Here is a 22966-nt window from a genome sequence, read left to right as displayed (position 1 = left end):
GTTGCACCGCAACAGCTCGCTACGGCGTGCGGTCGCCTCTTCCCAAACGATGATTTCCCCCACCGCCACCGAGATCTTCATCCAAGGCATCACCCACGACGGCCGCACCTTTCGCCCGAGCGACTGGGCCGAGCGGCTGGCCGGCGTGATGTGCTCCTTCCGGCCCGGCGGGGCGTATCCGGGCAGCCACCTGAGCTACTCGCCGTGGTGCGTGCCGACCACCATCAATGGCGTGAAATGCGTGGTGGTGAACAGCGCGCTGCGCGAGGCCGAACCCATGGCCTGGGACTTCTGCGTGAACTTCGCGCGCGACAACGACCTGCAGGTGGCCGAGGCCTGCCTGGTGCCCGATCCGGACCACCAGCACAAGGACGGGCTCCAGCGGACCCCGCCGACGCCGGTCAAGAAGCCCTGAGCGGTCGACCGCTTTTCCTTTTTCGACAAACCGTTCGCCCATGAAAAAACCGCCCGAAGGCGGTTTTTCACTTTGCTGCAGCGCACCCCGATCAAACGGCGGACCGGCGCGAACCGGTCCCGGGCTTGCCTGACAGGTGTCAGGCGGCGGCCTTTTCAGGCGCGAGGGCCAGGGCCTTGACCTTGGCCGACAGGCGGCTCTTGTCGCGAGCAGCCTTGTTCTTGTGGAAGATGCCCTTGTCGGCGACCGTGTCGACGATGCTCTGGGCCTTGGCGAACAGCTCGGTCGCCTTGGTCTTGTCGCCGGCCAGGACAGCCTTTTCGACGTTCTTGACGGCGGTGCGGTACTTCGAGCGCAGCGAGGTGTTCGCTGCGTTCAGCTTGGTGTCCTGGCGGACGCGCTTGCGGCCCGACGCCAGGCGCGGGTTCTTCTTCTTGGGCTTGGTAGATGCCATGGTAGTGTTCTCTCAGTGTCTGAGGATGATGCAGCAAAGCCCTCCATTATAGGCCGGGCGGCGAAATCTGGCCAGAACCGCCATTTCATGCGCTTTGCGGGGCCTACACTCGCCCCGTGTCGCTGCTCAAATCCGCCTCCACCGTCTCCCTGCTGACCCTCGCCTCGCGCATCACTGGCCTCGTGCGCGACGTGCTGTTCGCCTCGGTGTTCGGCGTCAGCGCGCTGACCGATGCCTTCAACGTCGCCTTCCGCATTCCGAACCTGTTCCGCCGGGTGTTCGGCGAGGGCGCGTTCAGCCAGGCCTTCGTGCCGGTGCTGGCGGCCACGCGCACCGAGCGCGGCGATGCCGGCGCCAAGGAACTGGTCGACCATGTCGCCACGCTGCTGACCTGGATGCTGGTGGTGGTGTGCGTGGCCGGCGTGGTCGGCGCGCCGTGGCTGGTCTGGGCCATGGCCAGCGGCCTCGCGGGCTTCGATGCCGCGGTGGTCATGACGCGCTGGATGTTCCCCTACATCGGCTTCATGTCGCTGGTGGCGCTGGCCGGCGGCATCCTCAACACCTGGCGCAAGTTCGCGGTGCCGGCGGCCTCGCCGGTGCTGCTCAACATCGCGCTGATCCTGTCGATCCTGTTCGGCGCGCCGCTGTTCCGGCGCTGGGGCATCGAGCCGATCTATGCCCAGTGCGTGGGCGTGATGGTGGGCGGCGTGCTGCAGCTGGCGCTGCAACTGCCCGCGCTGCGCAAGCTGGGGCTGCTGCCGCGCATCGGCGCGAGCTTCAAGGCGCTGCGCACGGCGTGGTCGGATCCCGACACGCGCAAGATCGCGCGCCTCATGCTGCCCGCGCTGCTCGGGGTGAGCGTGGCGCAGATCTCGCTGCTGATCAACACGCAGATCGCCTCGCACCTGGCCACCGGCAGCGTGACCTGGGTCACCAATGCCGACCGGCTGATGGAATTTCCGACCGCCATGCTCGGCGTGGCGCTGGGCGTGGTGCTGATGCCGCAGCTGGCCGGCGCGCGCGCGGCCAAGGACGACGCGCGCTATTCGTCGCTGCTCGACTGGGGCCTGCGCCTGGTGCTGCTGCTCGCGGCGCCGTGCGCGGTGGCGCTGCTGCTGTTCTCGCAGCCGCTGGTGGCAGTGCTGTTCCACAACGGCGCCTACGGCGGCGAGGACGTGCGCCGCACCACCGTCGCGCTGATGGGCTACGGCGTCGGCCTGGTCGGCATCGTGGCCATCAAGGTGCTCGCGCCCGGCTACTACGCCAAGCACGACACGCGCACGCCGATGCTGATCGCGGTCGGCGTGCTGATCCTGACCCAGGTGCTCAACCTGTTCCTGGTGCCGGTGCTGCAGCATGCGGCGCTGACCCTGACCATCGGCATCGGCGCACTGGTCAACGCGAGCTGGCTGCTGGTCGGCCTGATCCGCCGCGGCAGCTACAAGCCCGAGCCCGGCTGGGGCCGCTTCGCGCTGCAGGTGCTCGCGGGGTCGCTGGTGCTGGCCGCGCTGCTGGCGTGGGCCTCGGGGCATTTCGACTGGATCGGCCTGCGCGAGCAGCGCTTCTGGCGCATCGGCCTGCTGGCGATGCTGGTGAGCGGTGCCGCGCTGCTCTATTTCGCGGTGCTGGCCGCCGCCGGCGTGCGGCTGCGCAGCTTCATGCGCCGCTGAGCCCCCGACGATCGGCAGCGCGGACCGCCTTGGCAATCCGCATGTCCCCCGCCTTGACGCTCCCGGCCCCGCTCCTCTACAAAGCCACATGACGACGTTCAGCTTCCAGGTCCCCACCGCACTCGAGTATTTCGAGTCGCTCGTGCAGAGCGACGAGCAGTTCCCGCTGCTCGAGGCCGCCGCCAGCATCGCGCAGGACGAATACCCCGACCTCGACGTCCAGCAGGTGCTCGGCGATGTCGACCAGCTGCTGGCCCGCCTCAAGCGCCGCCTGCCGGCCGACGCCGCGCCGCTCGCGCGGCTGCGCGCGCTCAACCAGTTCTTCTTCAACGACCTGAACTTCGGCGGCAACGTCAACGACTACTACGACCCCGACAACAGCTACCTCAACGCGGTGCTGCGCACGCGCCGCGGCATCCCGATCTCGCTCGCGGTGCTGTGGATGGAGCTGGCGCAGGGCCTGGGGCTGCAGGCGCGCGGCATCGGTTTCCCGGGGCACTTCATGCTCAAGGTGACGCTGCCCAAGGGGCAGGTGGTGATCGATCCCTTCACCGGCAAGTCGCTCTCGCGCGAGGAACTCAGCGAGCGGCTCGAGCCCTACAAGCGCGGCAACGGCCTGGTCGGCGAATTCGACGTGCCGCTGGGCCTGTACCTGCAGCCCGCGAGTTCGCGCGAGATCATCGGCCGCATGCTGCGCAACCTGAAGGAAGTGCACCGCGCGCAGGAGGACTGGCAGCGCCTGATCTGCGTGCTCGACCGCATCATCGCGCTGCTGCCCGAGGCCTGGGGCGAGTACCGCGACCGCGGCATCGCCCATGCCGAGCAGGGCAGCACGGCCGCCGCGGTGCGCGACCTCGAGGCCTACCTGGCCCATGCCGAGGACGCGCTCGACATCGACGCCATCGCGGAGCGCGTGGCCGCGCTGCGGCGCGCGGCCAGCTGATGGCCACCCGGGCGGGCCCCACCGGCGCGCCCGCCCTCGGCGCCGTGCACGGCTTCCATGGCATGGAGCCGGTGCTGCCGGTGGCCGACGTCGGCCGCGCCGCGCGCTGGTTCTGCGAGGTGCTGGGCTTCGAGCTCGACTTCATCGCGGGCGAGCCGCCGAGCTACGGCCGCGTCAAGCAACTGCCGGCCGGCACCGGCCAGCCGATCTTTCTGCGCCTGTGGCAGACCGGCACGCGCGAGCCGCGGCCCTGGCGCGGCGAGTTCGTGATCCAGGTCGGGCACGACATCGACGGCCTGCATGCCGCCTACCTCAAGCGCGGCGTCACGGTCATCGAGGCGCCGGTGTCGCAGCCCTGGGGCACCCGCGAGTTCGCGATTCGCGAGCCCGACGGGCATGTGCTGCGCTTCTGCGGCCGCCCGTAGCGGCCGCCTCGCCGGAGTTGAAACGCTTTTTTACAACTGGACCGGCCGATTCCTGTCGATCCGGCCGGTCGTCGCTCGACGTGTCAACAGGAGCAGGCAGATTCGAGACTTCGACGCCGTTCCCGATTTACTTCCAACCCCTCTAGGAGCAACGACATGCGATTCATGATTCTGGTCAAGGCCAATGCGGATTCCGAAGCCGGCGTGATGCCCAGCACCGAGATCCTCACCGCGATGGGCAAGTACAACGAGGAATTGGTGAAGGCCGGCGTGCTGCTGGCCGGCGAGGGCCTGCATCCCAGTTCGAAGGGCGTGCGCGTGCGCTGCGAGGGCCCGACCAAGCGCACCGTGATCGACGGTCCGTTCGCCGAAACCAAGGAGCTGCTGGCCGGCTTCTGGCTGTTCCAGGTCAAGTCGAAGGAGGAGGCCATCGAGTGGATCAAGCGCAGCCCGTTCCAGGAGGGCGAGATCGAGATCCGCCAGGTCTTCGAGGCCGCCGACTTCGGCGATTCGATGACGCCCGAGCTGCTCGCGCAGGAAGACCGCCTGCGCGCCGAGACCGAGGCCCGCACCCAGGGCGGCCATTGAGCGCCGCGCGCGAACCCCCAGGAGAACCGCCATGCGATTCATGCTGCTGATGATCCCCTACGGCTACGAGACCGCCGCGCCCGGCACCATCCCCGACGACGTCGACGCGGTGTCGGCCATGATGGCCTACAACGCATCGATGCAGGAGGCCGGCATCCTGATCAGCTGCGACGGCCTGCACCCGCCCTCGATGGGCGCGCGCGTGAGCTTCCCGGGCCGCAAGCCCACGGTGGTCGACGGTCCCTTCGCCGAGGCCAAGGAGGTGCTCGGTGGCTTCTGGATCATCGACGTGCCCTCGCGCGCCGCCGCCATCGAATGGGCCACGCGCTGCCCGGGCGGCGAGAACGAGGTCATCGAGGTGCGCCAGATCCAGGAGGTCGAGGACTATCCGGCCGAGGTGCAGGCGCTGACCGCCGAGGCCTTTCCCTCGATGCAGACCCTCAAGAAGCCCGCCAACTGAGCCGGTGAGCCAGAACCCGGGCACCGCCGCGATCCATCGCACCGTCGAGGCGGTGTGGCGCATGGAGTCGGCCAGGATCATCGCCACCGTCGCGCGCATGGTGCGCGACGTGGGCCTGGCCGAGGAGCTGGCCCAGGACGCGCTGGTCTCGGCGCTCGAGCAGTGGAGCGAATCGGGCGTGCCCGACAACCCCGCGGCCTGGCTCACCGCCGTGGCCAAGCGCCGCGCGCTCGACCGCCTGCGTCACCTGCAGCTGGCCGAGCACAAGGCCGGCGAGATCGGCCGCGAGCTCGATGCGCGGCACGAGATCGCGCAGGCCGATTTCGCCGAAGCGGTCGACACCGCGCTCGACGACGACATCGGCGACGACCTGCTGCGGCTGGTCTTCACCGCCTGCCACCCGGTGCTGTCGACCGAGGCGCGCGTGGCGCTCACGCTGCGCCTGCTCGGCGGCCTCGCCACCGACGAGATCGCGCGCGCCTTCCTGGTCACCGAGCCCACCGTCGCGCAGCGCATCGTGCGCGCCAAGCGCACCCTGGCCGAGGCGCGCGTGCCCTTCGAGGTGCCGCGCCGCGCCGAGTTCGAGCCGCGGCTGGCCTCGGTGCTCGAGGTGCTCTACCTGATCTTCAACGAGGGCTATGCCGCCACCGCGGGCGACGACTGGATGCGTCCCGCGCTGTGCGAGGAGGCGCTGCGCCTGGGCCGCATCGTGGCCGAGCTGATGCCCGCGGCGTCGGAGGTGCACGGGCTGGTCGCGCTGATGGAGATCCAGGCCTCGCGCACCGCCGCGCGCGTCGGGCCTTCGGGCGAGCCGGTGCTGCTGCTCGAACAGAACCGCGCGCGCTGGGACCACGTGCTGATCCGCCGCGGCCTGGCCGCGCTGGCGCGTGCCGAGGCGCTCGGCGGCGCGCTCGGCCCCTATGCGCTGCAGGCCGCCATCGCCGCCTGCCATGCGCGGGCGCGCACGGCCGAGCAGACCGACTGGGGCCGCATCGCCGCGCTCTACGACGCGCTGGCCCAGCTCGCGCCGTCGCCGATCGTCGAGCTCAACCGCGCGGTCGCGCTGTCGATGGCCTTCGGTCCGGCCGCGGGGCTCGAGGTGGCCGACGCGCTGGTGGCCGAGCCCGCGCTGCAGGGCTACCACCTGCTGCCGACGGTGCGCGGCGACCTGCTGTTCAAGCTGGGCCGGCTCGACGAGGCGCGGCGCGAGTTCGAGCGCGCGGCCGGCCTGACGCGCAACGGCCGCGAGAAGGCGCTGCTGGCCGCGCGCGCGCACGCGCCTGCCTCGGCTGACTCAGCCGCGCGCCAGCCCAGCCGCGTCCGACGGCGAACCCGGCAGCCCGAACTGGTGCCAGGCGCGGCGCAACTGGGTGTCGGAACCGAAGCCCGACAGCTCGGCTGCCCGCGTCACGCTGGCGCCCGAGGCCAGCGCCAGTTGCGCGGCCGCCAGCCGCAGCCGGCGCAGGTAGGCCAGCGGCGCCACGCCCGCATGCTCGACGAACAGCCGCGTGAGATGCCGCGCCGAGGTGTGGGCCACCTCGGCCATGCGCGGCACGTTCCAGTCGGCCTGCGGCCGTTCGCTGACCGCGTCCTGCACCCGGTGCAGCGCCGCGTGCAGGTGGTTGCGGTAGGCCAGGAAGGGCGAGAGCTCCGGGTCGTGCGGGCCGCGCCGCAGCGCCACCACCATGGTCTGCGCGACCTGCGCCGCCAGCGCCTCGCCGCAGGTGTCGGCGATGCGGTGCAGCACCAGGTCGATGCCGGTGGTGACGCCGGCGCTGCTGTAGACCGGCGGGTCGAGCACGAACACCCGGTTGCCCACCACCTCGCAGCGCGGCTCCACGGCGCGCAGCTCGTCGAGGTGATGGTGGTGCGTGGTGGCGCGCCGCCCGGCCAGCGCGCCGGCATGCGCGGCCAGCACGCTGCCGGCGCAGATGGTCAGCAGCTCGAGCCGGCCCGCCTCCAGCCGCAGGCCGCGCAGCCAGTGCAGCAGGTCCTGGGTTTCGGGCGTGTCGATCGGGATCGTGTCGCCCGGCATGCCGACCAGCACCACCCAGGCGGCGCCGTCGGAGCCATCGGCGCCGGGCAGGTCCGGCAGCGGCGCCAGCCCGGTCAGCGCGATGCCGACCGAGCCGACCGTGTCGGGCCGCGGGCTCGCGAACTCGATCGCGAAGCGCGGCGCCGCCCCGGTGGCGCGCAGCCGCTGGTTGGCGATGCGCAGCGCCTCGGCCGGCCCGGCCCAGTCGAGCACCAGGCTGTCGGGCAGCAGCACGAAGACGACGCGGATCAGGGTGGGTTGTGCGTCCATGCGTAGTCCATCTGGCGCGCGGTGCGCTCGGCCAGTTCGCGGCCGGCCAGGCGCTCGACCAGATGCAGGCTCATGTCGATGCCGGCGCTGATGCCGGCCGAGCTCAGGATCCGGCCGCCGTCGACCCAGCGCACGCCCTCGCGCACCTCGAGCGCGGGGAAGCGTTCGCGCAGATCGGCCAGGTCCTCCCAGTGCGTGGTGACGGCCTGGTCGGTGACCACGCCGCTGGCCGCGAGCAGGAAGACGCCGGTGCAGACCGAGGCCACCAGCCGCGCACCCGCGGCCTGCCGTGCGATCCACTGCAGCGTGGCGGCGCTCGCGAGCGGCGCGTCGACCACGCCGCCGGGCACGAGCAGCAGGTCGGCCTGCGGCGCGTCGGCCAGGTCGTGCGCGGCCAGCAGCTGCAGCCCGGCGCGCGCGTGCACCGGCCGCGCGGGCGCGCCCTCGGCCACGGCCGCGACCTCGAAGGGCGCCGGCTCGTCCGGCCGCAGCCGCCGGTGCACGCGACTCGCGGTGGTGAACACCTCGAACGGGCCCGCGAAGTCCAGGGCCTCGATGCCGTCGAAGGCCAGGATCAGCACGCGCAGCGCGGCGCCCGATGAAGAACTCATGCCGCGCGCTCCAGCGCCTGCGCCACGTTGCAGATGGTCGCGAAGCGCCCCGCCAGCACGGTCCCGGTGCGGGCCTTGATGTCGGCGGCCGAGAGCGGCGTGCCGTCGGGCTGCACCATGTCGAAGGTCAGCGTGGCGTCGGTCACGTAGTCGACCTCCCAGCCCAGGTCGGAGGCGTGGCGCGTTGTGGTCTCGCAGCACTGCTCGGTGCGGATGCCGCTCACGATCAGCCGGCCGATGCCCTGCTGGGTGAGCCAGATGTCGAGCCCGCTGTTGACCAGCGCGCTGTGGCGATGCTTCGTGAAGGTGCCGGCGGCCTCGAAGCCGGCCAGGCCCTCGATCGGCCGCACGAAGCCCGATTCGACCGCGAAGGGGTTGGCGGCGGTGCTCGGTCCGTCGACGTGGTAGACGCGCACGATCGGCAGGCCGGCCTCGGCCGCGCCGGCGATCAGCGCGTTCTGCGCCGCGAGGTAGGGCGCCGCGAGGCTTTCGTCCCAGTACGGGCGCTGGCGGAACGATTCCTGGGCGTCGATCACAATCAGACAGGTTTTCATGGCGGATTCCGAGGGGGCAAAGTGGATGATGCCCCCGATTCTTCAGCGATCGAGCCGAGCCGGCCGCTCGGGAGCGGACCAGAATCGATCAGATCAGGACATCGCCCGGCGCGCAAGGCGCCGCCGCCTCAGACCAGGCCGCCGGCCTGCAGCTCTTTCTTGAGGTAGGCGTAGAACAGCGGCGCCGCCACCAGCCCGGCCGGGCCGAACACCGCCTCGGCCACGAACATCACCGCCAGCAGTTCCCACACGCTCATCTGCGTGCGGCTGCCCACCACCTTGGCGTTGATCACGTACTCGGCCTTGTGGATCAGGATCAGGAACGCCAGGCAGGCCGCGGCCGTCACCGGCGACACCGACAGCGCCACCAGCGTGATGACCGCGTTGCACACCAGGTTGCCCACGATCGGCACCAGCCCGGCGACGAAGGTCAGGGTGATCAGCGCGGGCGTGTAGGGCAGGTGCGGGCCCCACAGCGGCATCAGCACCAGCAGGAAGATGGCGGTCAGCAGCGTGTTGAAGGCGGCGATCCAGAACTGCGCCGCGACGATCTGGCCGAAGGCCTGGCCGAACATCGTGATGCGCTGGTGCAGTTCCTCCGACAGCGGCCGGCGCGGTCCGCGCGCATGCGCCACCGCGGCCAGCCCGCCGATGATCAGCCCCACGTAGGCGAACAGCAGTGCCCCGAGCCAGGCCCGGCCGGTGAGCGCCAGCATGCCGGCCTGGGCGCGCATGTAGTTCGCCACCATGCGCTGGATCTCGGCCGCGCCCTCGGGCAGGTAGACCGCGATCTCGGGCGGCAGCTTCAGCCGCAGCTCGAGCACCGTGCGCGCCGTGTAGTCGAGCAGTTCGCGGTACTGGTCGGGCGCGTCGATGATGTATTCCCGCGCCTGCGAGAGCCCCAGCGTGATAAGCGCGATCGGCGCCAGCAGCACCAGCGTGACCGCCACCACGCGCGCGATGCCGTCGCCGCGCGCGCGCAGCGGCGCGACGCGCGCCAGGCCGCGCCCGATCAGCCGCGCGAAGAAGCGCGTGGCCAGGAAGCCGATGCAGGCGCACAGCAGGCCCGGCAGCAGGTGCTGCCACATCACGAGCATCAGGCCCGCGAGCATCAGCAGGTAGCTGGCGATCACCACGTTGCGCGGGGCGCTGCGTGGCGGCACGGGAGCGATGGGGGCGGTGGGCAGGGGCTTGGTCATCCGGGAGGGCGCTCGCGCGTCGAAACCCGGTTCGTTCAGGCGACGACCACGGCCGCGCCCTGGCCGCGCTCGACGATGACGCCGATCTCGTGCACCGTCTCGCCGGCGGCGCGCAGCGTGGCGGCGCAGGCGGCGGCCTCGGCCGCGTCGATCACCACCACCATGCCGATGCCGTTGTTGAAGGTGCGGTTCATCTCGATGTCGTCGATGCCGGCCACCTTCTGCAGCCAGGCGAACAGCTCGGTCTGTGGCCAGCTGCCCTTCTTCAGGTGGGCGGCCGTGCCTTCGGGCAGCACGCGCGGGATGTTCTCGAGCAGGCCGCCGCCGGTGATGTGGGCCAGCGCCTTGATCGGGTGCTTGCCGAGCGCCTCGAGCACCGGCTTCACGTAGAGGTGGGTGGGCTCCATCACGGCCTCGCGGAAGGGCTTGCCGTCGAGCGTGGCGGGCAGGTCGGCGCCGGCGCGCTCGATCACCTTGCGCACCAGGCTGAAACCGTTGGAATGCACGCCGGCCGAGGCCAGCCCCAGCACCACGTCGCCGGGCTTGACGTTCCGGCCGGTCAGGATCTTCGATTTCTCGACCGCGCCGACCGCGAAGCCCGCCAGGTCGTACTCGCCGGCCGGGTACATGCCGGGCATTTCGGCGGTTTCGCCGCCGATCAGCGCGCAGCCCGAGAGCTCGCAGCCGCGCGCGATGCCGCCCACCACCGCCGCGGCGGTGTCGACGTCGAGCTTGCCGCAGGCGAAGTAGTCGAGGAAGAACAGCGGCTCGGCGCCCTGCACCAGCACGTCGTTGACGCTCATGGCCACCAGGTCGATGCCGACCGTGTCGTGCATGTTCCATTCGAAGGCCAGCTTGAGCTTGGTGCCCACGCCGTCGGTGCCGCTCACCAGCACCGGCTCCTTGTAGCGCTTGGGCACCTCGAACAGGGCGCCGAAACCGCCGATGCCGGCCAGCACGCCTTCGCGCATGGTTTTCTTCGCGAGCGGCTTGATGCGGTCGACCAGCGCGTCGCCGGCATCGATGTCGACGCCGGCGTCCTTGTAGCTGAGCGGAGTGGGCAGAGGGGAGGTCATGGCTGGTTGGAGGCGAGAGGAATGGAAAGCGCACCGGCCGCGATGGCACCCCGGGGGGAGGGTCAAAGGGCGAAACGGCCGGGCCGATAGAATTCCGGACGATTTTACGGGCGTTGACCGCCCCCTCCATGAACCTTCCCGGGATGAAACAGCTCGCGCTCGATATCGGCATCGCGACGGGCCCCAGCTTCGACGCCTTCTTTGCCGGCCCGAACGAGGCGGCGCTGCGGCACCTGCAACTGTGGGTGGGCGGCGCCGGCAGTCCGGCGCTCCACTCGCCCGTGCCCACCTACCTGTGGGGCGAAAGCGGCAGCGGCAAGACCCACCTGCTCGAATCGGTGCGCGTGGCGCTGCGCGAGCAGGGCGCCAGCGTGGGCTGGCTGCACGCCGGCCTGCTGGAGCCGCCCGAGTTCGACGAGCGCTGGGTCGCCGTGCTGCTCGACGACGTGCACGTCTACACCGCCGTGCAGCAGCACGCGGCCTTCAACTGGTTCGTCAACGCGCAGAGCCTGCAGCGTGGCGTGGTGGCCGCGGGCGCGCTGCCGCCGGCCGACCTGCCGCTGCGCGAGGACCTGCGCACCCGCCTCGGCTGGGGCCACGTGTTCCACCTGCAGGTGCTCGGCGAGAGCGAACGACGCGCCGTGCTGCGCCAGGCCGCCGATGCGCGCGGCGTGATGCTGTCCGACGATGTCCTCGACTACATGCTGCACCGCTTCAGCCGCGACCTCGGTAGCCTGATGGAGCTGCTCACGCAGCTCGACGGCTATGCGCTGCAGACGCAACGCGCGATCACCATTCCGTTGATCCGCTCCATGCTCGAAAACGAATAAGAAGAACCCTTCTCAACCAATGATCAAGAAATTCATCGACAAGCTGCTCGGCAAATCCGCCGGCGGCGCACAGGGAAAGAGCCGCTTCGGCAAGCGCGAGGAAGTGCCGGCGGAGGTTCACCGGATCGATCCGGCCCTGGTCGACGAACGCGCGAAGAACGTGGTCACCACCCTGCAGCAGGCCGGTTTCGAGGCCTACGTGGTGGGCGGCGCGGTGCGCGACCTGCTGCTGGGCCTGCGGCCCAAGGACTTCGACGTGGCGACCAACGCCACGCCCGAGCAGGTCAAGGGGCTGTTCCGGCGCGCCTTCATCATCGGGCGGCGCTTTCGCATCGTGCACGTGGTGTACGGGCGCGGCCGCGAGCACGAGGTGATCGAGGTCTCGACCTTCCGCGCCTACATGGATGCGGCCGCGGCCGGCCAGGTCAGCGGCAACGAGCGCACCAGCAAGGGCGAGCTCGCGGGCATGACCCATGCCGTGGACGCCAGCGGCCGCGTGCTGCGCGACAACGTCTGGGGCCCGCAGGAGGAAGACGCCGCGCGCCGCGACTTCACCGTCAACGCGATGTACTACGACCCGGCGCGGCAGGTGGTGATCGACTACCACCACGGCATCCGCGATGCCCAGAAGCTGGTGCTGCGCATGATCGGCGACCCGGCCGTGCGCTACCGCGAGGACCCGGTGCGCATCATCCGCGCCATCCGCTTCTCGGCCAAGCTCGCGGCCCTGGGCTTCAAGCTCGAGCCCAAGACCGGCGCGCCGCTGGTCGAGTCGAGCAAGCTGCTGGCCGACGTGCCGCAGAGCCGCCTGTTCGACGAGATGCTCAAGCTGCTGCAGACCGGCCATGCGATCGCCACCGTCGAGCAGCTGCGCAAGCTGGGGCTCGCCAAGGGCATCTACCCGCTGCTCGACGTGGTGGTGGAGCGCGCCGACCTGCCGTTCGTGAAGGCCGCGCTGCAGGACACCGACCGCCGCGTCGGCGAGGGCAAGCCGGTGGCGCCGAGCTTCCTGCTGGCCTGCGTGCTGTGGGCCGACGTGCGCGACGGCTGGGCCCAGCGCCAGGAAGGCCGCAACGGCCAGCGCGCGCAGCCGCCGTTCCCGGCGCTGCAGGACGCGATCGACGACGTGTTCAACGCGCGCATCGGCGACGTCTCGGGCCGCGGCAAGCTGGCCGCCGACATGCGCGAGATCTGGATGATGCAGCCGCGCTTCGACAAGCGCACCGGCTCCACGCCCTACAGCCTGGTCGAGCAGGCGCGCTTCCGCGCCGCCTTCGACTTCATGCGCCTGCGCGCCGACGTGGGCGAGGTCAGCGAGGCCATCGCCGAGTGGTGGCAGGAGTTCAGCACCTCGGACGACACGCGGCGCCAGGACCTGCTGGACCAGGTGCGCGACGAACAGAAGACGCGCCAGCGCGTGCGGGTGCGCAACACCGCGCCCGCGGCCGAGCCGGTGGTCGCCAGGAGCACCGCCGCGCGCGGCGACGAGCGCGCGGACGACGAGACGGCCGACGGCGAGGCCGGTGGCGCCGTGCCGCCCGATGGCGAGATGGCCGCGCCGCGCAAGCGCCGGCGCCGCCGCAAGCCGCGCACCGGTGGTGAGGGCGGCGCGCCAGCCGCATCCGAATGAGTACCGCCAAGCGCCCGCCGGGCGGCAAGGCCGCGCCGGCTCGCAAGCCCGCGGGGGGCGGCGACGGTCGTCGCCAGCCACCGCGCGATGCCCGCGATGGCGATGGCAAGCCCGGCCGCGCGCCGGGCCGTGGCGCCAGTTCCGCCGGTCCCGCCCGTGGTTCCAACGCCGCCGGTCCGGCCCGCAAGGGTGCCGCGCCGGGGCGCAAGCCGGCCGGCCGCTCGGGCGGCTCGGGTCCTGCCCGTCCTCCGAGCCGGTCGCGCGACGAGTACCCCACGGTCCAGGCCTTCATCGCGATCGGCGCCAACCTCGGCGATGCCGCCGCGGCCGTGCGCGCCGCGATGCTCGCCATCGGCGCGATCGAGCGCACCACCGTGACGGCCAGTTCCTCGCTCTATCGCAGCGCGCCGGTCGACGCCACCGGCCCCGACTTCATCAACGCCGTGGTCGCGGTGCGTACCGGCCTCACGGCCGAGGCGTTGCTGGCCGACCTGCAGCTGCTCGAGCTCGAGGCCGGCCGCGAGCGCTCGTTCCCGAACGCGCCGCGCACGCTCGACCTCGACCTGCTGACGCACGGCAACACGGTCAAGGACACGCCCGCGCTCACGCTGCCGCATCCGCGCATGCGCGAGCGCGCCTTCGTGCTCAAGCCGCTGGCCGAGATCGCGCCCGACAAGGTGCCGCGCGCCGCGCTGGCGCGCGTGTCGAAGCAGGTCATCGAGCGGCTGCGCGACACAGACGCCAGCGCCTGAGCGAACCACCGGGGGAGGGGGGCGGGCCTGCCGCGTCGCCGGGCCTTCCACGCCGCCATCGCGCTGGTCGTGGCGCGGGTCGTGGCGCTGCGGCTCGGCGGCATCTGCGGCGGCCGGCAGCTGCCCGTGCTCAAGCGCGCGGCCTGAGTTCTTTTTCGGGCCGGAATGCGGCCGCGGCCGCCGTGCCTCGCGCATATACAACGAAAAGATCAACCCCCCAAGGTCCGGATCGCACGATCCGCCCGTTTAAACTTCGCGGGTTTTTTCATCAAGGCGTCATCAAGTTGTGATTGGCGTCCTCCAGGAGTCGCCATGTTCGGCAAGCTGCTGCCCCGCGAGGGCAATTTCTTCGAGATGTTCAACCAGCACGCCGAGCGCATCGTCGAGGCGGCCCGGGCCTTCGAGCAACTCGTCACCAACTACAACGACGTGCACCTGCGCGAGCAGTACAACCGCGACGTCGACAACGCCGAGCGCGCGGCCGACCGCGTCACGCACGACGTCAACCGGCTGATCCACAAGACCTTCATCACGCCGATCGACCGCGAGCAGATCCACAAGCTCATCAACACCATGGACGACGTGGCCGACCTGATCCAGGACTCGGCCGAGACCATGGCGCTGTACGACGTGCGCCACATGACCGACGAGATCGTGCGCCTCACCACGCTGAGCGTGAAGTGCTGCGACCGCCTCAAGGACGCCGTGAAGTACCTCGGCAAGATCGCCGACCCGGCCGTGGCCGAGGCCACCCTGAAGACCTGCGAGGAGATCGACCGCCTCGAGTCCGACGCCGACCGCGTGATGCGCAGCGCCATGAGCAAGCTGTTCCGCGAGGAGCCCGACGTGCGCGAGGTCATCAAGCTCAAGGCGATCTACGAGCTGCTCGAGACGATCACCGACAAGTGCGAGGACGTGGCCAACGTGATCGAGGGCATCGTCCTCGAGAACTCCTGAGCGGGCACGACCGATGGCAACGGTGCAGGTCGCCCTCTGGGTGGTGATGGTGCTGGTCGCGCTCGCGATCCTGTTCGACTTCATGAACGGCTTCCACGATGCCGCCAACTCGATCGCGACCGTGGTGTCCACGGGCGTGCTGCGGCCCGGCCAGGCCGTGGTGTTCGCCGCCTTCTTCAACCTGATCGCGATCTTCGTCTTCCACCTGAGCGTGGCGGCAACCGTGGGCAAGGGCATCGCCCAGCCCGGCGTGGTCGACGTGCACGTGGTGTTCGGCGCGCTGATCGGCGCCATCAGCTGGAACCTCGTCACCTGGTACTACGGCATCCCCAGCAGTTCCTCGCATGCGCTGATCGGCGGCATCGTCGGCGCCGTGATCGCCAAGACCGGCACCAGCGGCCTCGTGGCCTCGGGCATCTGGAAGACCGTGGCTTTCATCTTCGTCTCGCCGGTGCTGGGCTTCCTGCTCGGCTCGCTGATGATGGTGATCGTGGCCTGGACCTTCCGCCGCGCCACGCCCTCGCGCATCGACCGCTGGTTCCGGCGGCTGCAGCTGGTCTCGGCCGGCGCCTACAGCCTGGGCCACGGCGGCAACGACGCGCAGAAGACCATCGGCATCATCTGGATGCTCTTGATCGCCACCGGCTACGCCTCGGCCGGCGAGGCCGAACCGCCGACCTGGGTCATCGTGAGCTGCTACGCCGCGATCGCGCTGGGCACCATGTTCGGCGGCTGGCGCATCGTCAAGACCATGGGCCAGAAGATCACCAAGCTCAAGCCCGTGGGCGGCTTCTGCGCCGAGACCGGCGGTGCGCTCACGCTGTTCCTGGCCACCGCGCTGGGCATTCCCGTGTCGACCACCCACACCATCACCGGCGCCATCGTCGGCGTGGGCTCGGCGCAGCGCGCGAGCGCGGTCCGCTGGGGCGTGGCGGGCAACATCGTGTGGGCGTGGATCTTCACGATTCCCGCGTCGGCGTTCGTGGCGGCGATCGCCTACTGGGTGAGCTGGCAGATCTTCTGAGCCTCGTTCCTCGGCGCGCAGTTCGAAGTCGCATCGACTGCGCGCACCGTCGTCCCTCCTTCGCCATCGCTCGACCGCGGCTGTCCGATGCCGTGCGATCGCAGCGCATCGCAGTGCCTTTCAGCACAACTTTCTGAGCCTGTTGTTATCGCGCCAAAGAGTCCCGATGCCATCGACGGGCTCTAAGGGTTGTCACGGACTCTTCACCCTCGGACGAGACCATCGCTGCACCCGATTGCAGATGCATCGCGTGCAAGGTCGCTCGGAGCCGGTCCCACGCCGGCGCCGCATGAAACGCGATCCGATGCGCGCGAGAAACCGCGGCAAGCCGCCGCGGAATCCCCGGTGTCCCCCCGTTCCGGGGTGGTCTCTTCAAGGACCGCCCAGGACGCTTGTTGTGCTTAAGAAAGAGGAAGCTGAAATGAAAAAATCCCTGGTGGCATTGGCCGCCGTGCTGGCGGCCGGCGGAGCGGCTGCTCAATCGTCGGTGACGCTGTTCGGCGTGGTCGATGCGAGCGTGAGCAACTACTCGACCAAGAGCGAGTACCGCGGCACGAACCCGCTGCTGTTCGGCGCCTCGCGCAAGCAGAGCCAGACGGCCCTGGCGAACGGCAGCAGCAGCTCCAGCCGCCTCGGTTTCCGCGGCACCGAAGATCTGGGCGGTGGCCTGGCAGCGAGCTTCTGGCTCGAATCGGGCATCACCAACGACGACGGCAAGACCGGCGTCGCCGCGTTCGACCGTCGCTCCACCGTGAGCCTGTCGGGTGGCTTCGGCGAAATCCGCCTCGGCCGCGACTACACGCCCACCTACTGGAACGACAACGTGTTCGATCCCTTCGGTCTGCGTGGCGTGGGCACGAGCCTGATCAGCCGCGTCGGCGACTCGCTGTCGCGCAAGGGCGGCACCGCTCCCAACGGCGCGTCGGCCAGCGACAACTACGCGCGCGCCAGCAACAGCATCGGCTACTTCCTGCCGCCGAACCTCGGTGGTTTCTACGGCCAGTTCCAGTACGCGCTGCACGAGAACGTGAAGTTCGACGAGAACGTGATCGAGTCGCCGTCCAAGCGCGGTTCGTACTTCGGCGGTCGCGTCGGCTATGCCAACGGCCCGCTCGACGTGGCTGTGTCGTACGGCTCGGACAACAAGGACTCGACGCCGCTGACCGCGACCACGGTCCTGACCCCGGCACTGGCCGCGCAAGCGTTCAAGAACCGCATCAACACCTTCAACCTCGGCGCGAGCTACGACCTCGGCGCGGCGAAGCTGTTCGGCGAATACTCGTCGGCCCGCAACAAGTTCGACAACGTCACCACCCTGGGTGCTCTGAACTACGTCAACAGCGTGACCGACAAGTACGACGGCTTCCTGCTCGGCGTCAGCGTGCCGGTGGGCCCGGGCCAGATCAAGGCTTCGTACGGCTACCTGAAGTACAAGGCGGGCCAGAACCCCGTCGTGAACCCGGCCCTCGCGCTGTTCGGCAACCCCGAGCTGTCGACCAAGGCCAACCAGTTCGCGATCGGCTACGTGCACAACCTGTCGAAGCGCACCGCGCTGTATGCCACGCTCGCTCGCGTGCGCATCAAGGACGGTCAGAACAACCCGACCGTCTTCGGTCGCGTGACCACCGGTGGCGCTCCGGCCTACCTGGCCACCGCCGGCTGGGCACCGCGCTCGTCGACGGGCTACGACTTCGGTCTGCGTCACAGCTTCTGATTTCCGCGTCTTTTTTGTCTCCAAGGTTTGCCACCCGGCTCTGGTCGGGTGGTTTTTTTGGTTGGTACCCGGTGTCGGCGCCGGGTACCTCCTCCCGGATCTACTGGGAAATCTTCCGGCCCTCTTCGACCTGGTGCTCGAAGTAGCGCTGAAAACTGAACACGATGCTCGCCATGAGGATCGTGCTGCCGAAGAACAGTGCCAGCACCACCGCGCCGATGGTGGCCCAGCTCGTGCGCCCCGGTTCCGCGTCGAGGGCGGCGCCGGCGTTGTAGCGCGCGTTCCACTTCTCGGGCGTCATCAGGCCGTAGACGATGGCCGTGAGCGCGCAGCCGGCGATGGTGAAGCCGAGGCAGGGGATCAGCACCCAGCTCCAGCCGTCGTCGACGCCGTACATGCGCACGCGCTCGACGCCGTAGAGGCCCAGCGCGGTCGGGATCGGCAGCAGCCAGCCGAGCCAGTCGCCGAGTCCGCGCAGGTAGAAGCGGTGCAGGCCCAGCGGGCCGCCCAGGAAGGCCAGCCAGGCCGTGGTCGTCTTGCTTTTCATGCGGTGCTCGATCCTGCTTTCGTTGCTTCGTTCATTCGGGACGGGTGTTGCTGCCTTCGCCGATGCTCTTTTCCATCAGCACGACATCGCGCCACTGGCCGAACTTCCAGCCGCAGTCCTTGAGCACGCCGACCTGGGTGAAGCCCTGGCCGCGGTGCACGCCGATCGAGCCGGCATTGGCCGAGTCGCCGATCACCGCGATCAGCTTGCGCACGCCCGCGGCCTCGGCCGCCTCGGCGAGGGCGGCCAGCAGCCGCGCGCCCAGGCCCTGGCCGCGCGCGGCCTCCGCCAGGTAGATCGAGTCCTCGGCCGAGTAGCGGTAGGCCGGGCGCGGCTTGAACCAGTTGCAGTAGGCGAAGCCGAGCAGTTCGCCGTCGCGTTCGGCGACCAAGTAGGGCAGCCCCTTGCCCAGCACGTCGGCGCGCCGGGCGGCCATCTCGGTGGGCGAGGGCGGTTCGGTCTCGAAGGTGCCGGTGCCGTGCAGCACGTGGTGCGCGTAGATGGCGGCGATCGCCGGAATGTCGTCTTCGCGGCTGGGGCGGATCGTTGTCATGAGGGGAAATTGGGAGGCGGAAATGCCGGAAATGAGCCAGGGCAGGCAGGAATTCTCGGCCGGAACGCGGTGCGGGCTATAATCGTGGGCTTTTCAGCGTGTCGCTGGCCGGGTGGCCATGTCGCGTGTCTCGACGCTGGAAGAACATCGTGAGCAGGTTTTCATCTTCAAACACGAAGGCCTGCGACCCACCCGAAGGATAAATCATGGTCGTCATTCGACTCTCCCGTGGCGGTGCCAAAGGCCGTCCGTTCTTCAACATCGTCGTGTCGGACAAGCGCGTTCGCCGCGATGGCCGTTTCATCGAGCGCCTGGGTTTCTACAACCCGACCGCCAAGGAAAACGAGGAAAGCATCCGCATCGCTCAGGACCGCCTGACGTACTGGAAGAGCGTCGGCGCCCAGCCGTCGCCCACCGTCGCGCGCCTGATCCGTCAAGCCGCCGCTGCCGCTCCCAAGGCTGCCGCCTAAGCAGCGCGGCCACCGGCGATGCTGCCCGCGCTCGAAGCCGCCGAATTGCCGGCGGATGCGATCGAAGTAGGACGCATCGCCGATGCCTGGGGCATCAAGGGCTGGTTCAAGGTCCTGCCCCACAGCGCCCAACCCGAGGCGCTTTTTTCTTCCAAGCGCTGGTTCCTGCAGGCCCCCGGGGCTTCGGCGACCACCGCCTTCCGGCTCGCGATCAGCGAAGCCAAGGAACACTCCGACTGCATCGTCGCCTCGTCGCGTGACGTGCCCGACCGCAACGCGGCCGAGGCGCTGCGTGGTGCGCGGGTGTTCGTGCCGCGCTCGAGCTTCCCGAGCACCGGGGACGACGAGTACTACTGGGTCGACCTGATCGGCCTCGAGGTCGTGAACCGCGAGGGCATCGTGCTCGGCACGGTGCGCGAGCTGCTCGCCTCCGGCCCGCAGACCACGCTGGTGATCGCGGCCGAGCAGGACGGCAAGGCCGTCGAGCGCATGGTGCCCTTCGTCTCGGCCTTCGTCGACGGCGTCGATCTCGCGGGCCGGCGCATCACGGTCGACTGGCAGCCCGACTACTGACCCCGGCCCCGCCGCCGCGGTCCGCGCGCATGCGCTTCGACATCCTCACGCTGTTTCCCGAACTGTTCGCGCCCTTCATGGCCAGCGGCGTGACGCGCCGCGCCTACGAATCGAAGCAGGTCGAGGTGGTGCTGTGGAATCCGCGCGACTACGCACCCGGCAACTACAAGCGCGTGGACGATCGCCCGTTCGGCGGCGGCCCCGGCATGGTGATGATGGCCGAGCCGCTGTCGGCCTGCCTGGCCGCGGCGCAGGCCGCGCGCGGGCACGCCGGCGCCGGTGGTGCTGTTCTCGCCGATCGGCGAGGCGCTGCGCCACGAGGCGGTCGAGCGCTGGTCGGCCAGCGAGGGCGCGGTGCTGGTCTGCGGCCGCTACGAGGGCATCGACCAGCGCTTCATCGACGCGCACGTCACGCACCAGGTCAGCCTCGGCGACTTCGTGCTGTCGGGCGGCGAGATCCCCGCGATGGCGCTGCTCGACGCGGTGGCGCGGCTGCAGCCCGGCGTGCTCGGCGACGAGGCCAGCCATGTGCAGGACAGCTTCAATCCCGCGCTCGACGGCCTGCTCGACTGCCCGCACTACACGCGGCCCGAGCAGTGGAATGGGCAGGGCGTGCCGGCGCCGCTGATGTCGGGCCACCATGCGCAGATCGAGCGCTGGCGCCGCGACCAGCGGCTGGCGATCACCGCCCGGGAACGCCCCGAATTGATAGACGCGGCCCGCGCTGCCGGCCGCCTGAACGCCGCCGATGAGGCGGTGCTCAAAAAAAAGCTATAATCGCGGGCTCCCCGATCCTCTGGCCGGCCGCGTCCGGTGCGAAGTCATCCCGCATGACTGCGCCAACGACGCCTTTTGTGCAGCGCGGACACGATCGATATCAGGAAATCATGAACCTCATCCAGACCCTCGAGCAGGAAGAAATTTCCCGTCTCGGCAAGACCATCCCCGATTTCATGCCCGGTGACACGGTCATCGTCAGCGTGAACGTCGTCGAAGGCACCCGCAAGCGCGTGCAGGCCTACGAAGGCGTGGTGATCGCCAAGCGCAACCGTGGCCTCAACAGCGGCTTCACCGTGCGCAAGATCTCCAGCGGCGAAGGCGTGGAACGTACCTTCCAGACCTACAGCCCGCTGATCGCCAACATCGAAGTCAAGCGCCGCGGCGACGTGCGCCGCGCCAAGCTGTACTACCTGCGCGACCGCAGCGGCCGTTCGGCTCGCATCAAGGAAAAGCTGCCGGGCAAGTCGTCGAACGCCTCGGCCGCGTAAGCTGCCCGCAGGCTTGCCTGTTGCGAAAAAGCCGCCGCTCTGGCGGCTTTTTGCGTTCTTGCCTCCGTTTTCCTTCCGTCCATCCACCCTTCGCCTCACGATCGATCACTTGACCGCCTCCAGCGCCGCCCCGTCCATGTCCTCCGCCACCTCCGAACCCGTCAATGCCGTCGTGCCCACGATGCTGCCGCCATTCGACCCGCGCAAGGTCCCGGTGGTGGGCGGCGGCACGGCCGACGGGCTGCCGGCCGTGGCACTGGAACAGCTGACGGCGCAGGCCCTGCGCGCGCGCTTCGCCTCGCCGCCGGCCTGGGCGCCCGAGCTGCGCCGCGAGCCGCGCATGACCGGCCGCGAGCCCGCGCAGGCCGCCGTGCTGGTGCCGATCGTGCAGCGCCCGCAGGGGCCGACCGTGCTGCTCACCGAGCGCACCGCGAACCTGTCGACCCATTCCGGCCAGGTCGCGTTCCCGGGCGGCCGCGTCGATCCCGAAGACGCCAACATCGCGGCCGCCGCGCTGCGCGAGGCCTGGGAGGAGGTCGGCCTGTCGGCCAGCTACATCGAGGTGCTCGGCAGCCTGCCGACCTACACCACGGTGACCTCGTTCATCGTCACGCCGGTGGTGTCGCTGGTCGAGCCCGGCTTCGAACTCACGATCAATCCCTACGAGGTCGCGCAGGCCTTCGAGGTCCCGCTGGGCTGGCTCATGGACCCGGCCAACCATCGCCGCCACGCCGTGCCCGCGGGCGACGGCACGCAGCGCCACTGGTACTCGATGCCCTACCAGGACGGCACCGAGGAGCGCTTCGTCTGGGGCGCCACGGCCGGCATGCTGCGCAATCTCTACCGCTTCCTGAGCGCCTGAGCCGCCTGAAGAAAGGGCGACTTCTGCCCGTCTCATAGGCCCGCAAGCCCCGAACGACGGGGCTGTCTCGCTATCATCTCTGGATGAGCTTCTTCGCCATCCTGTGTGCGTTGCTGATCGAGCAGGTGCGGCCGCTGGCCCCGCACAACCCCGTGTATGGCGGCGTGCTCGCGTGGACGCGCTGGACCAGCCGCAACTTCGACGCGGGCAAACCGCACCATGGATGGATCGCCTGGGGCCTCGCGGTCTTCGTGCCCACGCTGCTCGCGCTCGGCATCCACTGGCTGCTGGTGCTCACGCTGGGGCTGCCGTTCGCGGTGCTCTGGAGCATCGCGGTGCTCTACGTCACCCTGGGCTTTCGCCAGTTCAGCCATCACTTCACCGACATCCGCGACGCCCTCGACGAAGGCGACGAGCCGCTCGCGCGCTCGCTGCTCGCGCACTGGCAGGGCGTGGACGCCGCCGAACTGCCGCGCAGCGAGATCGTGCGCCACGTGATCGAGCATTCGGTGATCGCCGCGCATCGCCACGTGTTCGGCGTGCTGGCCTGGTTCTCGGTGCTCGCCGCGGTCGGCCTGGGGCCGGCCGGCGCTGTTTTCTACCGCATGAGCGAATTCGTCGCGCGCTACTGGCTGCACAAGAATGGCGCGGCCGTGCAGCCCTCGAGCGAATCGGTGCAGCAGGCCGCCGAGGGCGCCTGGCATGCGATCGACTGGCTGCCCGCGCGCATCACGGCGCTGGGCTTCGCGGTGGTGGGCAGCTTCGAGGAAGCCATCGATTGCTGGCGCAACGATGCGCGCCGCTTTCCGAGCGAGAACGACGGCGTGATCCTCGCGGCCACCTCGGGCGCGGTCAACGTGCGCCTGGGCGGCGGCCGGCTGCGACCGATTCCCAGCGTCGATCCGCTGCCGCGCGCGCAGGCCGGCGAATCCTTCGCCGACACCCGGCGCACCGACAGCGGCAGCACGCCGGGCCGCGAGCCCGAGCCCGGCCACCTGCGCAGCGTGGTGGGCCTGGTCTGGCGCTCGGTCGTGATGTGGATGGTGCTGCTCGCGCTGCTGACGCTCGCGCGGCTGCTGGGCTGAG

The 22966-nt window shown here is 70.0% G+C and carries 26 protein-coding genes and 2 pseudogenes; 19 read left to right on the top strand and 9 right to left on the bottom strand.

The window, feature by feature from the left end; genetic code table 11:
- Window positions 1–49 precede the first annotated feature (49 nt).
- A complete protein-coding gene (locus ACHMXE_RS34310) occupies window positions 50–415 on the top strand; it encodes a DUF3579 domain-containing protein (protein ID WP_057590667.1) in 366 nt (121 codons plus the stop codon).
- Between the two features lie 139 nt (window positions 416–554).
- Here ACHMXE_RS34310 and rpsT read toward each other — a convergent pair whose 3' ends face one another.
- Window positions 555–869, bottom strand: coding sequence for a 30S ribosomal protein S20 (gene rpsT, locus ACHMXE_RS34305; protein WP_057590666.1), 315 nt, complete (start codon window positions 867–869; stop codon window positions 555–557).
- Window positions 870–985: 116 nt separating this feature from the next.
- Here rpsT and murJ point away from each other — a divergent pair, with 116 nt between their 5' ends.
- From murJ to ACHMXE_RS34275, 6 genes and pseudogenes are all read left to right on the top strand, one after another.
- On the top strand, window positions 986–2539 hold the full coding sequence (murJ, locus tag ACHMXE_RS34300; RefSeq protein WP_395348437.1) for a murein biosynthesis integral membrane protein MurJ: 1554 nt from the start codon (window positions 986–988) through the stop codon (window positions 2537–2539).
- A gap of 88 nt (window positions 2540–2627) precedes the next feature.
- Window positions 2628–3482: a SirB1 family protein gene (locus ACHMXE_RS34295; RefSeq protein ID WP_203204914.1), complete on the top strand. Its 855-nt coding sequence runs from the start codon at window positions 2628–2630 to the stop codon at window positions 3480–3482.
- Window positions 3482–3907 carry a bleomycin resistance protein gene (locus ACHMXE_RS34290; RefSeq protein ID WP_395348436.1) on the top strand — a complete coding sequence of 142 codons (426 nt, stop codon included), beginning with the start codon at window positions 3482–3484 and terminating at the stop codon, window positions 3905–3907. The genes ACHMXE_RS34295 and ACHMXE_RS34290 overlap by 1 nt, the downstream gene beginning before the upstream one ends.
- 156 nt (window positions 3908–4063) lie before the next feature.
- Window positions 4064–4495, top strand: a complete 432-nt coding sequence (locus ACHMXE_RS34285; protein WP_203204916.1) for a YciI family protein — start codon at window positions 4064–4066, stop codon at window positions 4493–4495.
- 31 nt (window positions 4496–4526) lie between these two features.
- Window positions 4527–4955, top strand: coding sequence for a YciI family protein (locus tag ACHMXE_RS34280; protein WP_395348435.1), 429 nt, complete (start codon window positions 4527–4529; stop codon window positions 4953–4955).
- A 61-nt stretch (window positions 4956–5016) separates the two neighbouring features.
- Window positions 5017–6234: pseudogene (locus tag ACHMXE_RS34275) on the top strand (RNA polymerase sigma factor); the annotation flags it as partial.
- 15 nt (window positions 6235–6249) lie between these two features.
- Here ACHMXE_RS34275 and ACHMXE_RS34270 read toward each other — a convergent pair.
- From ACHMXE_RS34270 to purM, 5 genes are all read right to left on the bottom strand, one after another.
- Window positions 6250–7260: a GlxA family transcriptional regulator gene (locus tag ACHMXE_RS34270; RefSeq protein WP_395352918.1), complete on the bottom strand. Its 1011-nt coding sequence runs from the start codon at window positions 7258–7260 to the stop codon at window positions 6250–6252.
- A complete protein-coding gene (locus ACHMXE_RS34265; RefSeq protein WP_395348434.1) occupies window positions 7239–7871 on the bottom strand; it encodes a DJ-1/PfpI family protein in 633 nt (210 codons plus the stop codon). The genes ACHMXE_RS34270 and ACHMXE_RS34265 overlap by 22 nt, the downstream gene beginning before the upstream one ends.
- The gene (locus ACHMXE_RS34260; RefSeq protein ID WP_395348433.1) at window positions 7868–8425 is read right to left on the bottom strand and encodes an isochorismatase family protein; all 558 of its coding nucleotides are present in this window, start codon (window positions 8423–8425) and stop codon (window positions 7868–7870) included. Before ACHMXE_RS34260 ends, ACHMXE_RS34265 begins: the two co-directional genes overlap by 4 nt.
- Before the next feature lie 128 nt (window positions 8426–8553).
- A complete protein-coding gene (locus ACHMXE_RS34255) occupies window positions 8554–9624 on the bottom strand; it encodes an AI-2E family transporter (RefSeq protein WP_203204922.1) in 1071 nt (356 codons plus the stop codon).
- 35 nt (window positions 9625–9659) lie between these two features.
- Window positions 9660–10700 (bottom strand): phosphoribosylformylglycinamidine cyclo-ligase, encoded by a 1041-nt coding sequence (gene purM / locus ACHMXE_RS34250; RefSeq protein WP_395348432.1) that lies wholly within the window; start codon window positions 10698–10700, stop codon window positions 9660–9662.
- Window positions 10701–10843: 143 nt separating this feature from the next.
- Between purM and hda the strand changes: the two genes are divergently transcribed.
- The 6 genes from hda (at window position 10844) to ACHMXE_RS34220 (ending at window position 17607) form a co-directional block, all read left to right on the top strand.
- Window positions 10844–11530 carry a DnaA regulatory inactivator Hda gene (hda, locus tag ACHMXE_RS34245; RefSeq protein WP_395352916.1) on the top strand — a complete coding sequence of 229 codons (687 nt, stop codon included), beginning with the start codon at window positions 10844–10846 and terminating at the stop codon, window positions 11528–11530.
- 19 nt (window positions 11531–11549) lie between these two features.
- On the top strand, window positions 11550–13160 hold the full coding sequence (gene pcnB, locus ACHMXE_RS34240; RefSeq protein ID WP_395348431.1) for a polynucleotide adenylyltransferase PcnB: 1611 nt from the start codon (window positions 11550–11552) through the stop codon (window positions 13158–13160).
- Window positions 13157–13912 (top strand): 2-amino-4-hydroxy-6-hydroxymethyldihydropteridine diphosphokinase, encoded by a 756-nt coding sequence (gene folK / locus ACHMXE_RS34235; protein ID WP_395348430.1) that lies wholly within the window; start codon window positions 13157–13159, stop codon window positions 13910–13912. The genes pcnB and folK overlap by 4 nt, the downstream gene beginning before the upstream one ends.
- A gap of 312 nt (window positions 13913–14224) precedes the next feature.
- A complete protein-coding gene (locus ACHMXE_RS34230) occupies window positions 14225–14869 on the top strand; it encodes a DUF47 domain-containing protein (RefSeq protein WP_057590652.1) in 645 nt (214 codons plus the stop codon).
- A 13-nt stretch (window positions 14870–14882) separates the two neighbouring features.
- A complete protein-coding gene (locus ACHMXE_RS34225) occupies window positions 14883–15893 on the top strand; it encodes an inorganic phosphate transporter (RefSeq protein ID WP_057590651.1) in 1011 nt (336 codons plus the stop codon).
- Between the two features lie 421 nt (window positions 15894–16314).
- Window positions 16315–17607 (top strand): porin, encoded by a 1293-nt coding sequence (locus tag ACHMXE_RS34220; RefSeq protein ID WP_203204924.1) that lies wholly within the window; start codon window positions 16315–16317, stop codon window positions 17605–17607.
- 100 nt (window positions 17608–17707) lie between these two features.
- On the opposite strand, the gene ACHMXE_RS34215 is transcribed toward ACHMXE_RS34220, so the two are convergent.
- The 3 genes from ACHMXE_RS34215 to ACHMXE_RS34205 all read right to left on the bottom strand — a co-directional run bounded on the left by ACHMXE_RS34215 (window position 17708) and on the right by ACHMXE_RS34205 (window position 18924).
- Window positions 17708–18154: a TM2 domain-containing protein gene (locus ACHMXE_RS34215; RefSeq protein ID WP_203204925.1), complete on the bottom strand. Its 447-nt coding sequence runs from the start codon at window positions 18152–18154 to the stop codon at window positions 17708–17710.
- A gap of 31 nt (window positions 18155–18185) precedes the next feature.
- The gene (locus tag ACHMXE_RS34210; RefSeq protein ID WP_209541246.1) at window positions 18186–18707 is read right to left on the bottom strand and encodes a GNAT family N-acetyltransferase; all 522 of its coding nucleotides are present in this window, start codon (window positions 18705–18707) and stop codon (window positions 18186–18188) included.
- Window positions 18708–18783: 76 nt separating this feature from the next.
- Window positions 18784–18924 carry a hypothetical protein gene (locus tag ACHMXE_RS34205; protein ID WP_395348428.1) on the bottom strand — a complete coding sequence of 47 codons (141 nt, stop codon included), beginning with the start codon at window positions 18922–18924 and terminating at the stop codon, window positions 18784–18786.
- On the opposite strand from ACHMXE_RS34205, the gene rpsP reads away from it, so the two are divergent.
- From rpsP to ACHMXE_RS34175, 6 genes and pseudogenes are all read left to right on the top strand, one after another.
- Window positions 18914–19177: a 30S ribosomal protein S16 gene (gene rpsP / locus ACHMXE_RS34200; RefSeq protein WP_057590647.1), complete on the top strand. Its 264-nt coding sequence runs from the start codon at window positions 18914–18916 to the stop codon at window positions 19175–19177. The two genes, ACHMXE_RS34205 and rpsP, sit on opposite strands and share 11 nt — an antisense overlap.
- 18 nt (window positions 19178–19195) lie before the next feature.
- Window positions 19196–19750, top strand: coding sequence for a ribosome maturation factor RimM (gene rimM, locus ACHMXE_RS34195; protein ID WP_203204927.1), 555 nt, complete (start codon window positions 19196–19198; stop codon window positions 19748–19750).
- Between the two features lie 29 nt (window positions 19751–19779).
- Window positions 19780–20527 (top strand): annotated as a pseudogene (gene trmD, locus ACHMXE_RS34190) (tRNA (guanosine(37)-N1)-methyltransferase TrmD).
- A 110-nt stretch (window positions 20528–20637) separates the two neighbouring features.
- A complete protein-coding gene (rplS, locus tag ACHMXE_RS34185; RefSeq protein ID WP_203204929.1) occupies window positions 20638–21018 on the top strand; it encodes a 50S ribosomal protein L19 in 381 nt (126 codons plus the stop codon).
- A 136-nt stretch (window positions 21019–21154) separates the two neighbouring features.
- Entirely contained in the window at window positions 21155–21880 is a 726-nt protein-coding gene (locus tag ACHMXE_RS34180) for a CoA pyrophosphatase (RefSeq protein WP_395348427.1), read from the top strand.
- 83 nt (window positions 21881–21963) lie between these two features.
- A complete protein-coding gene (locus tag ACHMXE_RS34175; RefSeq protein ID WP_203204931.1) occupies window positions 21964–22965 on the top strand; it encodes a CobD/CbiB family protein in 1002 nt (333 codons plus the stop codon).
- The last annotated feature ends 1 nt before the right edge of the window (window position 22966 follow it).

Origin of the sequence: Variovorax sp. UC122_21 (genome assembly GCF_044056785.1) — a bacterium.
Taxonomy (GTDB): Bacteria; Pseudomonadota; Gammaproteobacteria; order Burkholderiales; family Burkholderiaceae_C; genus Variovorax.
Note: the sequence above shows the minus strand (reverse complement) of the source record. Positions and strands in the feature narration are given on the sequence as shown.